Here is a 17,239-nt window from a genome sequence, read left to right as displayed (position 1 = left end):
TTTACCCCCTTACTTTACTCTTACTCTTGGATCAATCGCACTTAATGCAATATCTGAAAGTAATGTTCCCATTAAGTTTAGAAATCCATAAAGAAGGACTAAGGCGGTAATAACTGTATAATCACGATAGTTAATGGCATTCAAGAATAGTAGGCCCATCCCAGGATATGAGAAAATCTGTTCAACGAAGATTGATCCACCAAGTAATCCGGTAATGGAGTAACCAGCAAAGGCAGCAATTGGAAGCAAAGCATTTCTGAAGATATGGTGCTTATAAATTGCCTTCATTGGAACCCCTTTAGATTGAGCGGTCATGACATAATCAGAATGTTTTGCATCAATAATTCCTGACCGTAAGTACTGGGTAATACTAGAAGTAGCAAACAAAGCACCTAGAACAGCAGGTAAAATCATATGCCCTAATCTAGATAGTAATACTGGTAAGAATCCTGATGCAGTCGGTGATACAGAGCCGCTGGTTGGGAACCAGTTCAATCCATATCCGAAGATCCAACTACCTAGTACCAAAACAACGAAGAATGGTACTGACATGGTTGCGTATGTATAAATACGAACTAATGTATCTTGTAAGTGACCTTCATGACGACCAGCATAAATTCCTAATGGTAATGCAATCACATAGGTTAAAATCATTGTTAGTAGAGCTAACCATAAGGTATTGCCAGCTCTTTGGGCAATAATTCTTGTCACTGGTTCTTGATATTCATAACTAGTTCCTAAATCACCATGGAATAGATGAACAACCCAGTGCCAGTATTGCTCGTACCATGGATCGTATAATCCATTAATTCTCATTAAATGATGAATTTGGGTTAATGAGTCTTTCGGATTAATCTGGCCGGTAAATGGATCCCCTGGCATTGCTTTGGCCATTAAGAAAACTAAAACACTCAAAATGATTAATTCGGGGATCATAATCAATACTCTTCTTAAAATTGTCTTCCACATTATGATTCGACCTCCTCATCTGTTGATACATTTAGCTGTCTTAATTTATCTTTTGGTAAAGCGACAAAATGAGTTGGTGAAATCTTAGTTAGTGGAAATGCCTTGCCATTTTGATCGTAATAGAAATCCTTTTTATCTTGATAAATTTTTTCAATTCGTTTTCGTTCAGCACGGTGTTCTTCACGGTGTTCAACGTCAATGCTTGGAATGGCGGCTAACAATCGTTTGGTATAAATATGAACCGGGTGTTTATAAATATCTTCCTTCGTGCCAACTTCTACCAAACGGCCGTGGTTCATGATGGCGATGTTGTCACACATATGTCTAACGACCCCTAAATCATGAGAAATGAAGAGGTATGAAATATTAAATTCACGCTGAATTTTTTTCATAAAGTTCAATACTTGAGCTTGAACCGATAAATCTAAAGCTGAAACGGGTTCATCAGCAACAATTAACTTTGGATTTGTGGCAACTGCCCTAGCAATTCCAATTCTTTGTCTTTGACCACCAGAGAATTGAAATGGATACTTATATAAGGCATCTGGATCTAAACCAACGATATCTAATAATTGTAAGACCCTTAATTTTTCCTGATGTTTACTTAAATGTTCAAAATTTCTAAGTGGTTCGGCAATGATTTCTTCCACCCTTTTTTCAGGGTTCAAAGATGATTGCGGATCTTGAAAAATCATTTGAACATCATGATTATATTTCAATGATCTGCGAACCGATTTTTTAGTAACATCGTGGCCATTATATTTAATGGAACCACTTGTTACCTTTTGTAATCCTAAAATTGATTTACCAGTGGTCGATTTTCCAGAACCGGATTCACCAATTAGACCATAAGTTTCACCGGCCTTGATATTGAAGCTGATCCCATCAACAGCTTTAACCCAATCAACAATTCGGTTCCAAAATCCACCACGAACTGGATAGTACACTTTTAAATCTTTAATTTGCATTAAATCATCCATTATTTTCACTTACCTTTTTTTGATCTGGGAAATAGAAGTGCTTATAGCAAGAACATCTTACGAAGTGTTCGTTACCAACATCGTGCATCACTGGATTCTTTTCGTGTTCTGAAGCCTTAATCCATGGAATTCTTGGTGCAAACCGATCACCAGTCTTTGGCATCTTCTTTAATGAAGGAACTTGTCCATCAATGACGTATAAATCATCACTGGTAGTGTTCAGTTCAGGCATTGATCTTAATAATGAACGGGTGTACGGATGAAGTGGATGTTCAAAAATTTGTTGAACCGTACCAACTTCAACGATTTGTCCAGCATACATAACAGCAACTCGATCCGCTGTATCAGCAACGACCCCTAAATCATGGGTAATTAAAATGATACTGGAATGATTTTCTTTTCTAATTTTTCTTAAAACATCCAAAATTTGAGCTTGAATCGTAACATCCAAAGCAGTTGTTGGTTCATCAGCAATAATTAAATCTGGTTCACAAGCAATTGCAATTGCAATTAAGACTCTTTGCCTCATCCCACCGGATAATTGGTAAGGAAATTCATTGGCAATTAACTTTGGATCATCAATTCCAACTTCACCTAATAATTTAATCACACGATCATTTTTCTGCTTACTATTTAATTTAGTATGGTAGTCTAATGATTCACTAATCTGATCCTTAACTTTCTTCAAAGGGTTCAAAGATGATAATGGATCTTGAAAAATCATTCCCATCTTACTTCCACGATAATGATTTAACTGTTTCTCACTCATCTTTAAAAGATCATGCCCTTCAAAATCAACTTGGCCGCTTATTTTCGTATAAGCAGGGTCATGTAATCCCATAATGGTCTTAGCAAGGGTACTTTTACCACATCCAGATTCTCCAACAACAGCTAGAAATTCATTACTATTGACATGAAGATTAATATCTGAAATGGCATTATAGTACTTGCCATCCATTTCAAAAGACGTATTAACATCCTTAATATCTAAAAATTGCTTTGCCATGTATCCAACCCTCAATTCTTAAATGAAAATTAAATGATAATTTCCTAAATTTGATATTAATAATAGTATAGTTAACATTAAATTAAATTTCAATAGTATTTTTAATATTATTTTAATTTTTCACTCATAATCACTTATAATCCGTTAATTACCATTAATATTTAAAAAAAATCAATTTTTTTGTAGTTATCATTGACAATATTCCGATATACTGATATAGTACAACTAATGTGTTAAATGGTTTCGATGTTTTAAGGTTAATTTGTTTCATGTAATTGTGAAGTAACTTCCTTTTAATTTTCAGAGATTCACTAAGATACATTAAAATTTTTTTAGGAGGTTTCATTATTATGGAACAAGGTACAGTTAAATGGTTCAACGCCGACAAAGGTTACGGTTTTATTAACACTGACAATGGTGACGTATTCGTCCACTATTCAGCAATCAACAAGGATGGCTTCAAGACTTTAGACGATGGTCAAAAAGTTACATTAGATGTTGAACAAGGAGACCGTGGTCCCCAAGCTGCCAACGTTACACCTATTGATGACTAATAAAAATAATTATTAATAGTAAAAAGGTTCATCAGATTTTTCTGATGAACCTTTTTTTATTACTTAATTTTAAAATGCATGTATTTAGAAGCAAAAATAGCAAGCGATGAAATAGATTCCTTCATATCATCCTCTGTCCACGTGATAATAATTTCAGTTAGTCCACCCGCAATTAATGAAACTAATAATTTCGATGATTCTTCACGGGTTTTTAAGACGTTTTCATCGATTAATCCTTCAATATAATACTTAAGTCGATTTAGTAAAATCATTGAAAGATGGTTTCTAACAATCATCTTCATGACGAACTGATCTTCTTTAATTAGGGTAAAGAAAATCGTGGCAATATCAATAATTGACTTATTGTGGCTAGTTGCCAGCCTTCTAATAAACACTAAAAAGATTTGATTAAAATGATAATTAATTAAATCTTCCTTGGTGTGGAAATTACGGTAATAAGTCATTCGTGATACGCTTGCTTTTTTACAAATATCTTTAATTGTGATTTCTTGATAGGAATGATCCTTTAAAAGCTCTAAAAAGCCATTAATAATCTTATCCCTTGTTTTATATTTATTTCGCATAGTTTGCCTCAATTATTTTTGATGGTATAAATATTATGATAAAGCAATTATTTACTTTTTACTAGAAATATACAGTGAATTATTCTAAAATTTATAGTAGATTTTTATAAACAATTTCTTAAAAATGTATTATAATGATAATTGTATCATGAACTTCATAAGGAGGAATTGTTGTTATGGATAAAGCAGAAGCTGAGAAGTTAGATAAGAAATTCGAACATTCTCAATTAATTGATGAAAAAATGAGCGACGTTTTTGATTGGAGTAAAGATGATAACCCAGTTAGAGACGCTATTTGGAATCATTATATGGAAGCCGACAATCATGATACTATGAAAACAGCCGACGAAGTCGAACCATATTTAGATATGAGCGACGACGATTTAAAGGCTAAGGTTACTTCTCTTTTAAAGAAATAATCCAACAACCTCTTTATAGAAAAAAGTTCTTATTTCCGTTTGGATTTAAGAACTTTTTTTGTGCGGTCATATTGATCTTGGGTAAGAAAAGCGGATGTAAAACGTTGCAGTGGTGTGTATTCATGGCGGTGGTTAAATCTCACCGGCGCGTAATCAATAACCGCCACCATCAAATTATTTTCAGTTAAGAAAATTTGACCGACGCCTTTGAAATGCCCTTTAGTATGTTTGCCAGTCCGCCATTGATGAAATTTAAAATTACCCTTCTGGTCTTTTTTAATGACATAATTTCCGGAACGGTCAGTTTCCACCGGCAGTCCGATATAACGATTAACTTTATACTTACCTTTCATTTTCATTTCCTATCTAAAATCAAATTTTCATCCATTTCAATAACTAATTTCACGGGAGATGTTTAAATTTAGTCAAAATATTCATAATAATTCAATGTCAACTAGGATCATCGCGTTAATCATTGGTCTAATTATCAATGCGATGGGGAACGGATTCACAATTGTATCCAACTTTGGTTCAGGTATTTGGACCGCTGCTGCCGTCAACATCCACAATATCACTGGATTTCAAGTTGGCATCCTAATCTTTTGCTTTGGAATTTTGAACACAATTACCAATCAATTTTTAATTCAACATCTAGATATCGTTAGATTGATCGAAGAAATCGTTTATATTTCATTCTTCAGTTACATGGTAAACTGGTTTACTAACCTGTTTACTAGCTGGGAATTAAACCAATGGTCGCCAATCTTAAGAATTCCCATGTCGATTATGGGAGTTACCCTCTTTTGCATCGCAATTTCTTTGTACCAACGAGCTAATTTATTTATGCACCCAAACGATGACACGACTAATATTCTTCGGTTTAAATACATGCACGGGAGCGCCATCTTTTCTCAATTAACGGATATGTTACCGCCAATTGTGATCATCATCATTTGTTTCTTTATTACTGGTAAAGTTTACTCCGTTAACGTTGGTACCATTTATTCCATTATTTTCAACGGAATGTTGATTGCCACCGCTGACAAATACGTTTGGAAAAGTCTAATTCATAATTTTAAACCAAGTGAAAACATTTCAAATTAATATTAAACATTTAAGAAAGCATTACGATTTAAATTTAAATCGCAGTGCTATTTTTTTGATCCAATCTTGAATGGCAAATGCCAATAATGATAGCCAGCCAACCCACGTTAGATATGAAGTTAATTTAAAGAATAACCCGGCTTCATAGGTTAAGGTGACCTGGTTCCATCCTGGTTTTGCATTCACAATGACCGAACCAATATTGGATGTAGTTGGGTGTTGTAAGGTTTTTCCATTAAACGTTACAACGGTATGGGCGTATTTAATCACTGGTAAACCCTTTTGATGGTGGTGATCACGATGATTCATCCAGCTAACCACTAATTCGTTACTGTGATAGACTTTCTCGGTCAATGGATAATGTAATTGCCTTAAAATTACCTGCCGGTCGTAATTGCCATATGGATGAAAATTATAGTAGCCGATCGATCCAATTGGCAATAACTGCTCCTTAATCGGCAAATAGTCTGGCGTTGCCTTCGTCATCAAGTACAATGGATCACTTAAATTATTACTCGTTAATGATTCACGAAGAGCTTTCGGGTCAGCCGTCTGAAATTTCATATCATGATTATTACTAACCACTTGGATTGAATTCCAATCCTTAATATCTTCATGAATAATCGACGTTGCTTGAAAGAAAAGGATGCCAAATGAAATTAATAAAAATCCGTTTTTAACGATTGGACTAACCATTTTAATAGTAAGATTTGAAAAGAACACACTAATGGATGTCAGCAATAAAATATACGCAATTACATCAAACCTTTTTGGCATTTGAATCAAATATGTAATGCTTGGAAACCATGAAGAAAGTGTATTCCACGGGAAAAGAAATGAAGATACCCATAAAAATACTAAACCAACAATTGTGATTGTCTTCAAACTGGTACTAATTCTTTTAAAAGCCCAGATCAAGAAGACGAGTGTCAATAAAAATAGAATTAAATATACCGGATTTAAAATCGTATCCTGTTTTTGAAAAATTGCCAATGCATCCTGATCTAAATCAGCTTGAGGAGCAACCGATATTAATCGATTAGATGAATAGATATCGAACATCCCACCGTAAACGTTGCCTGATAAGACCAAAGTTAGTAAAGTTGCTAAAACGCCATCCCGAAACATTTTAAAACGATTGTTAGCATGCATCCATCCAACAATAAAAAACGGAATTAATGCAATTGTGCCAACCAAGCTACTCATAATATGGGTTTGCAGCAAAATGGTCATCGATAGCGCTAATTGAATAATATGGACTTTGTGTTCACGCAGCATCTGACTACCGGATAACATCAACCACGGTAGAAAAGCAGCTCCCCATCCCGTAAATTGTTGACCGGAAACCCAGCTAAAAATAGGATCAGATAAAATATAAATCAATGAAACCACGGTTGCAGAAAATCGATTGGCATGGTTATAAATTGCTAAGTGATACATTAAGCAGCCACTAATGATCATAATTGCCAATGAACTAATGACTTGATATTTCACCCAACTACCAACAACTAATAGTATGGCACCATTGACATACGCAAATAGTGGACCGTACAATGCATTGATAATCCGGCCAGAATGTTGGAAACCAAAGAATGATTGAAAATAGCTAAAATGCCCCGTCTTTAATTGCATGGCAGCATCATAAAAGCGATTCATATGAAATATTGAATCAATGCCAATAATGTAAGCATTTGATTTAATTTGAGGAAAAACGATGATGAACGCAAAAATAATAATTAATAAATATGGCGTCCACTTTTTGATTGTTTCTTTCACAGCTAACTTTCCTTCCAACATTTATGTTTAATGATTAAAAATTAATTTGAGCCAAGTGCCATCCGGTGATGGAAAAATTGTAGCAGATAAATTGCTAAAATTACTAAAACGGTTCCCAAAATTTCAACAAAATTAATTTGAATATGGAAAAAGATAATACTCAAAATAAATGTTACCACTGGTTGGGTTGCATCAACCAAACTAACTACTTCTGAAGAAGCAAATTTAGAAGCATGCAAAATTGAAAGGAACGGGAAAATGGTTCCTAGAATCACCGTTGCTAACACACTAAGAATTACCCCTGATTTTAAGGTCGGTGCATTGGAGAAAATTGGATGATTTAAATTAAACAGGATCCCACAAATAAAAGTCCCCCATCCTAAAATAATAATTGGATGGTGGTGTTTTAATAATGGTCTTGGCAATGTTACATATAAAGCTGCTGTGATTCCAGAAAAGATACCCCAAATCAAAGAATTAACGGGGATGTCAAGTTGGTAAATATTCCCCTTGGTAATTGACAGGAAAACACCTAGCAATGCAATTCCAAATACCAATAAATCACTAGCTACCGGTTTATGATGTTTAAATATTACCCCGCCAATGACAATAAAGATGGGTGCTAAGTATTGTAAAATTGTTGATGCCGCAGAATTACCACTTTGAATACTTTTATAAAAAGTTAAAAGATTGGCTCCTAAGCCAAAAACACCATATGCAAATAGCCACATAATTGAAGTTTTATCTTTAAAAACATCAAAAATATGTTTACCATACATACAAAATCCTAAAACTAACAAAATAATTCCACAGGTCAATGTCCGGGCTGATAAGAACCAGGATGCAGGGATTGCTTCATTTTGAGACGCAAATTGTAAAACCGTTCCTGAAACACCAAATGAGGCCGACGCTAAAATGGCCCACATAATCCCCTTCATGACATCATTTGAAGACTGGCTTGTCATTTTCAAAATTATTCCACCTTATTAAAATTGATTTAAATTTAAAAAACACTTTAGCGTTAAAGCTAAAGTGTAATTTAAACATACAATAATATCATCATATTATTATTTGGTTTTAGAAACAACCTTTTTATTTTAATCTAAAACGTATTATAAGATAAAATAATTAATAATTGATTGGATTTTAATTAAGATGACTATGTGGAACTCCGTATGTGAAGTAAATAACTAAACCAAATGCGTACCAAATCAAAGCAAAAATCCATGTATCAATTGAAATTTGTGATAACAAAAGCAAGCACAGCAATGCTGAAATAATCGGTAAATATGGATAGAATGGGACTTTAAATCCGTTTTGATCCTTAATATCATCCCGTTTTCTCAATGGAATAATGCCAAGTGAAATAAATGTGAATGCAATTAAAGTTCCAATGTTAACCAAACTGATTAATTTATCAAGTGAAACAAAGCCACTCATGATTGCAATAATAATTGTTACAATCACAATACTATTGGTTGGAACCCGGTGTTTAGCGTTGACTTTCCCTAAAAATTTAGGTAGTAGTCCATCACGTCCAATGGAATAAATCAAACGTGAAATACTGTAAATCATCATCATCATCATTGTGAACATTCCGGCCATGGCACCTAATGAGATGATTCCGGCTAATTTACCCTGGCCAACCACCTGTAATGCAAATGATACTGGATCAGCGACGTTCAAATGCTTGTAAGAAACCATCCCGGTTAAAACAACTGAGACTAAAATATATAAAATCGTACAAATAATTAAAGTTCCAATAATTCCAACGGGCATTGATTTTTTAGGATTTTTAACTTCAGCAGCGGCTGATGAAACAGTATCAAATCCAAGGTATGCAAAGAATACTAACGAGGCCCCATGAAGAACCCCTTTCATTCCAAATGGTAAAAATGGTGACCAATTAGCAGGTTTAATATAAAAGAATCCAACGGCTAAGAACAATAAAATAATTAGTAATTTGATAACAACAATAATATCATTAATCCTGGTTGAAGATTTAGCGCCAATGAATAAAATGGCAGCAATCAAAAGAACAATCAAAACTGAAAAGATATTTATGTATGTTCCATGAGCTGGATCAAAATAACCACTTAAAGCGGTTGGAATTTTTAATCCAAAGCCTGATAGAAAAGATTGTAAGTAAGCAGAAAAGCCTGAAGCAACCGATGCAACTGCCAACATATATTCTAAAATTAGGGCCCATCCTAAAATCCAACCCATTAATTCACCATAAATGATGCTGCCATATGAATAAGCACTTCCGGCAATTGGTAATGCAGAAGAAAATTCGGCATAACACATGGCACTCGTTGAACAGACTAACGTTGCAATTAAGAATGAAATCATAATTCCGGGACCGGCCGATTGGGCGGCAACCTCACCGGGTGTAATAAAAATTCCGGCACCGATGACCGCGCCAACTCCCATTAAGATTAAATCTTTAGACGTTAGTGAGCGTTCCATTTTTTTATCTTTTGAAATATAGTCATCAAGTGATGCCTTTTGCAATACTCGCGATAATAAATTATGCATTCTAAATCCTTCCTTTAACACCAACAAAAAAGTGCTAGTTTCATAAACTAGCACTCAAGTTCAAGCACTAGCAGTTCCAATTTATAAACAATTTCCAGTGCTTAATCAAATCATAAATCACTAAAAATAGTTAATTTAACTAATTAAAAAGTCAACACTATTATTGTTCATTATGATTCACCTCTGATTAAGTATTATTAATTATTACTAATAATATTAATCAATTTTTAATTAAAATGCAACCCTAAAATCTATTTTGAATTAGAAACAGCCAGGATAAAGACCGTGCTAATCACAAAGACGCCACCTACAATCTCATATACATTAAATGAAGTTCCTAAAAATATAATGGATCCTAATGTTGCCGCTAACGGCTCAAAAGTATCTAATAATCCAGCAACGGTTGGTGATACATAGTTCAAGCTTTGAATAAAACATAAAAAGGACATCATCGTACCGAACAAAACAATGAAGGCCACTCCTAGGAACGTCCCAACTGTAAAGTGGGGAAAATTATGCCAGATCGGGTGAATTAACATAAAAATAATCCCACCAATCACCATTGCCCAGCCAACAATGACTAATGAATTAAAGTGTTTCAAAATTTGAACTGGCAGCATCGTTTGAGCGGCACCAGCAAAAGCCAATAATAATCCTAAAATCAATGCCGTTCCACTAATTGATAGATGGTTCAAGTCACCCTTAGTAACTAATAACCAAGTTCCAATCAAAGCCATAATAACTGCAACAATTTCCCCTTTATTAGGTAGATGGTGATAAATTATGGCAGACAAGATCACAATAATCACAGTTCCTAAGCTTTGTAATATGGTTGCAACCCCAGCATCACTAAATTTAACGGTAACTAAGTATAAATATTGGACGGCTGCTAATCCAATGATTGAATATAAAATTAAAATTAGTAAATCAGATTTATGATGCCAAATTTGAGTAATCGGCTGCCGTTTGACAAATTTATTAAAGAGTAAAATTAAAATGCCAGCAATTGGCATTTTAATTCCCATTAACCATTCTGGAGAAAAGTAAGCATCTTGAAACAGAAATTGGGAAACCGGTCCTTGAATTCCCCATAAAAGAGCCCCAGTGATTGCCATAACAACACCCGTTAATTTTCTTTGATGATCCAAAATTATTTGCCCCTAACTAAAAAACGAATATTCCAATTATAACACAGTTTAGATGGGGCAAAAAAAGACTTTAGAATTAAAATTAATTCTAAAGTCCCTTTTAGATTTTAAATTTTTTAATCAATTAAATTAATCTTTGTAGTTAGCAGGTGAATCATCCCACTTATCAACATCGTCGACGGTTTTACCACCATGCCATGCAAAGTCATTGTACCAAAGACTACGTTTGCCTTTGTCTAAACCATTAATGGTCTTAACATCATCATCTGATAATTCAAAATCAAAAACATCACTGTTTTCAATAATGCGTTTGTCATGAGATGACTTTGGAATGGTAACGAAGCCACGTTGTAAGTCCCAACGTAAAATGACTTGAGCAGCTGATTTATTGTACTTCTTAGCTAACTTTTGAATTTCTGGATCACTTAATGATTCACCACCACCGAGTGGAGACCATGCTTCGATTTGAATTCCATCATGGTTATTAGTTTCAACGATATCTTTTTCCTGGTTAATTGGATTAGTTTCCATTTGGTTAACAGCAGGAACGATATCACTGTGATTTAATAAGTTTTGTAAACGCTTATTATCAAAGTTAGAAATACCAATGGCACGAACTTTACCTTCACGGTATAATTTTTCCATTGCTTTCCAACTATCAATGTACTTACCATCAACTGGCCAGTGCATTAGGTATAAATCAACATAAGTTAAATCAAGGCGCTTTAAAGTATTTTCAAAAGCGTGGAGGGTACTGTCATATCCTTGATCACCATTAAATAACTTAGTGGTAACGAATAAATCATTACGGTTCATGCCAGTTTCTTTAAGAGCTTCTTTAATACCCTTACCAACACCGGTTTCATTACCATATTGTTTAGCAGTATCAATCAAATGATAACCTTTTTCAATGGCTACTTTTACAGAGTGTGCAGCACTTGCATTATCAGTCTTCCAAACCCCTAAACCTAAACGTGGCATCTTAACACCATTATTAAGAGTTGTGGTTAATTCTAATCCTTGTTCTCTTTTCATGATACGACCTCCCTTTAATTAACTTTCCAAAATAAATATTAACGATTTTTAAAGGTTAATTCAAGCAATGTGTTTAATATTTTTGATAGCCTTCTGGATGTTTTTCTTTCCAATTCCAAGCCGTTTTAACAATATCATGAATTCCGTATTTAGGCTTCCAGTGTAAAACTTTTTTAGCTTTCGTACTATCAGCAACTAATGTGTCCGGATCCCCAGGTCTTCTCGGTGCGTCGTTAGCTTGAATCGGCTTGCCAGTTACATCCCTGGACGTATCAACAATTTGTTTGACAGAAAAGCCCTTGGAAGAACCTAAATTAAATGAATCACTCTTGTGACCTTCATTTAAGTATTTCATTGCTAAAATATGAGCATCTGCTAGGTCATTGATGTGAATATAATCACGAACATTAGTCCCATCAGGAGTATCGTAATCATCACCAAAAATTTGTAAATTCTTTCTTTGCCCATAAGCGGTCTGCATGACAATAGGAATCAAATGAGTTTCTGGATGGTGATCTTCGCCGATCTTACCGGATGCATCCGCACCACTGGCATTAAAGTATCTTAATGCAACGTAGTGTAAATGATTAGCCTTTGAAACCCATTTCATGATTTTTTCCATAATTAATTTACTTTCACCATAGGGATTAATTGGATTCTGCGGATCCTTTTCAGTAATTTTGCGGTTCCCCTTTGGATTACCAAAAGTAGCAGCCGTTGATGAAAAGACAATGTTTGGAACGTGGTTATCAACCATTGATTCCAATAGTTTAATCATCCCAATAACGTTATTATCAAAGTATTTCAGTGGATTCTTCATTGATTCTGGAACAATTGAAAAAGCATCCATGTGAATGACAGTATTAATGTCTTCATTTTGAAAAACACGGTCTAAGAAAGCTTTGTCACGGGTATCACCTTCATAAAATTTTGCTCGCTGATCAATTGCTTTTTTATGACCAGTTGATAAATTATCTAAAACGACAACGTGGTATCCCTCATCAAGTAATTTTTTAACCATGTGGGAACCAATATATCCAGCCCCACCAGCTACTAAAACATTTTTATTTTGTTCAGCCATTATTTCCATCCCTTAATCATAGATTTATTTAGAAATTCAAAATTATTTTTCAGCTAAACTAACTTTAAAAGCTAGTATCTAACTTTCAATTTTAAAATATTGTTCTTAATACTTCAATCAAAAAATGACTTATAACCGCGTTAGCAATCATAAGTCATTTTTAAATTAGATTTATTTTTTAATTAGCCTTTTTAAATGCCAAAACAGAATTATGGCCACCAAAGCCGAATGAGTTACTGATGACAGAATTAACATCATGTGACTTTTTGTTATCATCATTAACTAAATTAATCTTGCATTCAGGATCTTGATTTTCAACCCCGACGTTAACTGGCATCTGATTTCTTTGAAGTGCACCAACTGAAATAACAGCCTCTAATGAACCAGCAGCACCTAATGCATGACCAATCATACCCTTAGTACTACTTGTCAAAACATGGTCGTTATCACTAAATAACTTGGCAATCCCCTTTGCTTCAGCAGAATCATTATCAGAAGTAGCGGTTCCATGAGCATTAATATAATCAATGTCATTAGTTGTTAATCCAGCATCTTCAACAGCTTGCTTCATGGCATTAATTGCACCACGGCCATTTGGATCAGGAGCAGTTAAATGATAGGCATCACTAGTGGTACCATAACCAGCTAACTCAGCTAAGATATTAGCACCACGGGCCTTAGCATGGTCATAGTCTTCTAATACTAATGTTCCAGCACCTTCACCCATGACGAAACCACGACGATCCTTATCAAAAGGCATTGAAGCTTTCTTAGGATCCTTAGCGTCTGACAAAGCATGAATGGCAGCAAATCCAGCAATTCCTAATTCATTAATGGAAGCTTCAGAACCACCAGCAATCATGTAAGTAGCACGACCATCCATAATCCGTTCGTAAGCATCACCGATAGCATTAGAACCAGTTGCACAAGCAGTAACGATTGCTTGACTTGTGTTTCTAGCGTTTAAATTAATCGAAATGTTACCAGCAGCCATATTAACAATTGCATCAGGAACGAACATTGGTGAAACTCGACGGGGGCCCTTGCGGTACATTTTAATAGCTTGCTTTTGGATGGTTGTTAAACCACCAATTCCAGAACCATAAATGACACCTAATTGATCCGGGTCAAAATTACCATCTTTTAAACCGGCCTGTTCCATGGCTTCCATGGCACTGTAAACTGCATAACGTGAAAATTGATCCATGCGTTTAGCAGTTCTTTTGTCCATGCGTTTGGTAGCATCAAAATCCTTTACTTCAGCTGCATTTGTAATTCCAGTTTCAGTAGAATCAAAATGAGTGATGGGTGCAATCCCAAGTTTAGAATTAAAAATACCATCTAAAAATGACTTAGCAGTATTTCCTAATGGTGAAACGGCACCAATTCCGACAACAGCAACTCGTTTTGTCATATTAAGTCCTCCTTAAACTTCCTTCGGGTGTTTAGGAACAATAAACATTAAATCGGCTTCACAGGCTTTTTTATCGCCAACATTAGCTGTACAATGAACGATTCCAATGTTCTTTCTTTGTTTAGTAATTTCAACATCAAACTTCAAAACATCGCCCGGTCGAACGACCTTTCTAAATTTAGCATTATCAATTGATCCCATGTATGCAGTTTTACCTTCAAATGCAGGTGTCTTCAAAATTAAAATTGAAGCAACCTGTGCCATGGATTCAATAATTAAAACCCCAGGCATAACCGGATTACCAGGGAAATGGCCTTGGAAGTAATTTTCATTAATCGTTACATTTTTAGTAGCTTTAATTTCTTTTCCCGGTTCGATTGAATCCACTTTATCAATGTATAAAATGGGGTAACGATTAGGAATTAATTTCATAATGTCACTTGTATTTAAAACGCTCATTCAAAAACTCCCTTTAAAATATTAGTTCGTTGGTTTCATTTGATGGGTTAAATTCGATTTCAAATTATGAATACGACCATCTAAATCTTTTAAAACCAATTGAAAATTAGAATTAATATCAACAATGGTTCCGACTAATTGGTAACCATTATCATTTAAAGTCACATGTTGGTTCATCCAGAGCATGTTGGACTGATATGTTTTTAAAATTAAATCTTGACTTTGTCGATGATACATATGATAGAAACAATCACAGATTGAAGCAATCAAACGGTTCCTAGAATAAATTCGATGTTCAAAAATGGCGCCAGCCCGTTGTTTAATTTGACTAGGAAATTGGCTTGGATATAAATTTAAACCAATGCCAACAATAAAGCTTTGGATTTGATTATGATCATTCATATTGGTTTCCACCAAAATTCCCCCACATTTTTTGTGGTTTTGGTAAATATCATTGATCCATTTCAACTGGAGCTTCTTGTTAGTTAAATTAAAGATTGCTTGAACAACTGAATTTCCGACCCCAGCCGTTAATTCACCCGGATTAATGATAAATCGTTTTTGAGCCGGAACCACAATTGTCATATAAATACCGGTTGATTTTGGCGAATAGAAATGGTGAGCAAACTGGCCACGCCCGTTTGTTTGATGATCAGCAACCACTAAATGGGGCTCAATTAAATGTTTTCTTTTACATTCATTGTTAGTTGAATCAATTGCATCAAAAATTTTAATTTTTAAATCTTTAGCAATTTTTAAATTTTGTTTAATTGATGACGCATCCAAATCATCATTTGCCATTCACATCACCTCAACTACCGTTCCAACATATGCAGGATCTAATTTTAAATCATTAATTTTATACGTTAATCCATTGCGGTATGCATGTTTAAAATCAGATAAATCAACCTCAACTGTTTTGGGATGTCCTGGAAGGCCAAGTCCTAATAGTTTCAAGACACCTTCCTTGATCGTCCACAATTTCAACGTGTAGTAGGATTGATCCTTTTTAGATAATTGACTTAAGTACTCAATTTCTTTTTTAGAAAACGCCCGTCTAATTTTAGTGAAACCAAACGGCCTAATCTTTTCTAAATCGATGCCAATATCTTGATGGCTCATTGCAACCACAACTAAATCGTAAGAATGGGCAATGTTAAAAAATGCCTGGTGTGATTTTAAATACGGTTTTCGATGGGAGCCAAACATCAAGAGTTTAGAATTCATCAAATTTTGAAATGGAACATCTAACATCTGAGAAAGAAGAACCCGCCCCACAACATGTTGAAGATGATTATATTTATGATCATTACGATCAATCTTCATCATTTGATAATACTGATCATATTCATGATCAGTAATATTACCAAATTTAATCTGGACATTAGGCAATTAGATGAACACCTTTATCAACGAAAATGGTATCACCAGTAACACCTGAAGCTAGGTCACTCAAAATAAATGACATTGCATTACCAACTTCATCAATTGTAACGCTCTTACCGTCAACAGTTCTGGCCTTAGACATATCTAATAATTGTTTATGATGCTTAATTCCAGTCACTGATAACGTTCTGATAGCACCAGCTGAAATGGCGTTAACACGAATGTCTTTAGCTTTGCCTAATTCAGCTGCTAAGTATCTAACACTAGATTCTAAAGCAGCTTTAGCAACTCCCATCATATTATAATTAGGGATGGCTCTGGTTGAACCCATGTATGTCAAAGTAGCAATGCTGCCGCCAGGATTCATAATCTGACTTGCATAACGTGAAACGGCAATAAATGAGTAAGCACTGATATCTTGAGCTAGGTTATATCCTTTTCTTTCAACACTGTGTAAACCACTAGTTAAAGTCTTTTTATCAGCATATGCAATGGCATGAACGACACCATCAATATTACCAAATTGATCGTGAATTTCATCAAATGCCTTCTTAATATTAGCATCTTCAGCAACATCACATTCAATTTTAGGATCATCATCATCAATTCGACTTAACATTTTTTTAATACGGTCGTTTTGATAAGTTAAAATGACTTGGGCACCTTGCTTTTTAATTGCTTTAACACAACCCCAAGCAATACTCCTACGGTTAGCAGCACCCATGACAACAATTTTCTTTCCGTCTAAAATTCCTGACATTATTTTTTCCTCCAACTCTTAAAATG

The 17,239-nt window shown here is 34.6% G+C and carries 19 protein-coding genes; 3 read left to right on the top strand and 16 right to left on the bottom strand.

What is annotated here, in order from left to right:
* Positions 1 to 9: 9 nt before the first annotated feature.
* The 3 genes from WR164_RS02365 to WR164_RS02355 are packed head-to-tail and all read right to left on the bottom strand — an operon-like array spanning position 10 to position 2,955.
* Positions 10 to 969: an ABC transporter permease gene (locus WR164_RS02365; RefSeq protein WP_286135966.1), complete on the bottom strand. Its 960-nt coding sequence runs from the start codon at positions 967 to 969 to the stop codon at positions 10 to 12.
* On the bottom strand, positions 969 to 1,949 hold the full coding sequence (locus tag WR164_RS02360; protein WP_286135965.1) for an ABC transporter ATP-binding protein: 981 nt from the start codon (positions 1,947 to 1,949) through the stop codon (positions 969 to 971). The genes WR164_RS02365 and WR164_RS02360 overlap by 1 nt, the downstream gene beginning before the upstream one ends.
* Positions 1,942 to 2,955, bottom strand: a complete 1,014-nt coding sequence (locus WR164_RS02355; protein WP_286135964.1) for an ABC transporter ATP-binding protein — start codon at positions 2,953 to 2,955, stop codon at positions 1,942 to 1,944. The genes WR164_RS02360 and WR164_RS02355 overlap by 8 nt, the downstream gene beginning before the upstream one ends.
* 350 nt (positions 2,956 to 3,305) lie before the next feature.
* On the opposite strand from WR164_RS02355, the gene WR164_RS02350 reads away from it, so the two are divergent.
* Positions 3,306 to 3,509, top strand: a complete 204-nt coding sequence (locus WR164_RS02350) for a cold-shock protein (protein WP_286135963.1) — start codon at positions 3,306 to 3,308, stop codon at positions 3,507 to 3,509.
* A gap of 59 nt (positions 3,510 to 3,568) precedes the next feature.
* Here WR164_RS02350 and WR164_RS02345 read toward each other — a convergent pair whose 3' ends face one another.
* Entirely contained in the window at positions 3,569 to 4,093 is a 525-nt protein-coding gene (locus WR164_RS02345) for a TetR/AcrR family transcriptional regulator (RefSeq protein ID WP_286135962.1), read from the bottom strand.
* A gap of 176 nt (positions 4,094 to 4,269) precedes the next feature.
* On the opposite strand from WR164_RS02345, the gene WR164_RS02340 reads away from it, so the two are divergent.
* The gene (locus WR164_RS02340; protein ID WP_286135961.1) at positions 4,270 to 4,512 is read left to right on the top strand and encodes a P8 family protein; all 243 of its coding nucleotides are present in this window, start codon (positions 4,270 to 4,272) and stop codon (positions 4,510 to 4,512) included.
* Positions 4,513 to 4,541: 29 nt separating this feature from the next.
* Here the strand turns inward: WR164_RS02340 and WR164_RS02335 are convergent, their stop codons facing one another.
* Positions 4,542 to 4,865, bottom strand: coding sequence for a DUF7671 family protein (locus tag WR164_RS02335; protein WP_286135960.1), 324 nt, complete (start codon positions 4,863 to 4,865; stop codon positions 4,542 to 4,544).
* Between the two features lie 58 nt (positions 4,866 to 4,923).
* On the opposite strand from WR164_RS02335, the gene WR164_RS02330 reads away from it, so the two are divergent.
* Positions 4,924 to 5,616, top strand: a complete 693-nt coding sequence (locus WR164_RS02330; protein WP_507763356.1) for a DUF6198 family protein — start codon at positions 4,924 to 4,926, stop codon at positions 5,614 to 5,616.
* Positions 5,617 to 5,637: 21 nt separating this feature from the next.
* On the opposite strand, the gene WR164_RS02325 is transcribed toward WR164_RS02330, so the two are convergent.
* The 11 genes from WR164_RS02325 to fabI form a co-directional block, all read right to left on the bottom strand.
* The gene (locus WR164_RS02325; protein WP_286135959.1) at positions 5,638 to 7,392 is read right to left on the bottom strand and encodes a putative glycosyltransferase family protein; all 1,755 of its coding nucleotides are present in this window, start codon (positions 7,390 to 7,392) and stop codon (positions 5,638 to 5,640) included.
* A 41-nt stretch (positions 7,393 to 7,433) separates the two neighbouring features.
* Positions 7,434 to 8,357 carry a DMT family transporter gene (locus WR164_RS02320; protein WP_286136884.1) on the bottom strand — a complete coding sequence of 308 codons (924 nt, stop codon included), beginning with the start codon at positions 8,355 to 8,357 and terminating at the stop codon, positions 7,434 to 7,436.
* Between the two features lie 181 nt (positions 8,358 to 8,538).
* On the bottom strand, positions 8,539 to 9,930 hold the full coding sequence (locus tag WR164_RS02315; RefSeq protein WP_286135958.1) for an APC family permease: 1,392 nt from the start codon (positions 9,928 to 9,930) through the stop codon (positions 8,539 to 8,541).
* A gap of 251 nt (positions 9,931 to 10,181) precedes the next feature.
* The gene (locus WR164_RS02310) at positions 10,182 to 11,078 is read right to left on the bottom strand and encodes a DMT family transporter (RefSeq protein WP_286135957.1); all 897 of its coding nucleotides are present in this window, start codon (positions 11,076 to 11,078) and stop codon (positions 10,182 to 10,184) included.
* Between the two features lie 129 nt (positions 11,079 to 11,207).
* Entirely contained in the window at positions 11,208 to 12,113 is a 906-nt protein-coding gene (locus tag WR164_RS02305) for an aldo/keto reductase (protein ID WP_286135955.1), read from the bottom strand.
* Positions 12,114 to 12,186: 73 nt separating this feature from the next.
* Positions 12,187 to 13,194: a UDP-glucose 4-epimerase GalE gene (gene galE, locus WR164_RS02300; protein ID WP_286135952.1), complete on the bottom strand. Its 1,008-nt coding sequence runs from the start codon at positions 13,192 to 13,194 to the stop codon at positions 12,187 to 12,189.
* Between the two features lie 178 nt (positions 13,195 to 13,372).
* Positions 13,373 to 14,608 (bottom strand): beta-ketoacyl-ACP synthase II, encoded by a 1,236-nt coding sequence (fabF, locus tag WR164_RS02295; protein ID WP_286135950.1) that lies wholly within the window; start codon positions 14,606 to 14,608, stop codon positions 13,373 to 13,375.
* A 12-nt stretch (positions 14,609 to 14,620) separates the two neighbouring features.
* Positions 14,621 to 15,067, bottom strand: a complete 447-nt coding sequence (fabZ, locus tag WR164_RS02290; protein WP_286135949.1) for a 3-hydroxyacyl-ACP dehydratase FabZ — start codon at positions 15,065 to 15,067, stop codon at positions 14,621 to 14,623.
* Positions 15,068 to 15,088: 21 nt separating this feature from the next.
* The gene (locus tag WR164_RS02285) at positions 15,089 to 15,868 is read right to left on the bottom strand and encodes a biotin--[acetyl-CoA-carboxylase] ligase (RefSeq protein ID WP_286135948.1); all 780 of its coding nucleotides are present in this window, start codon (positions 15,866 to 15,868) and stop codon (positions 15,089 to 15,091) included.
* The gene (locus tag WR164_RS02280) at positions 15,869 to 16,459 is read right to left on the bottom strand and encodes a 4'-phosphopantetheinyl transferase family protein (protein WP_286135947.1); all 591 of its coding nucleotides are present in this window, start codon (positions 16,457 to 16,459) and stop codon (positions 15,869 to 15,871) included.
* Positions 16,452 to 17,213, bottom strand: coding sequence for an enoyl-ACP reductase FabI (gene fabI / locus WR164_RS02275; protein ID WP_286135945.1), 762 nt, complete (start codon positions 17,211 to 17,213; stop codon positions 16,452 to 16,454). The genes WR164_RS02280 and fabI overlap by 8 nt, the downstream gene beginning before the upstream one ends.
* Positions 17,214 to 17,239: the final 26 nt, after the last annotated feature.

It is taken from the genome of Philodulcilactobacillus myokonensis, from assembly GCF_027923585.1.
Lineage (GTDB): Bacteria > Bacillota > Bacilli > Lactobacillales > Lactobacillaceae > Philodulcilactobacillus > Philodulcilactobacillus myokonensis.
The sequence above is the reverse complement of the archived record's forward strand: the minus strand, read 5'-3'. Positions and strand labels throughout refer to the sequence as shown.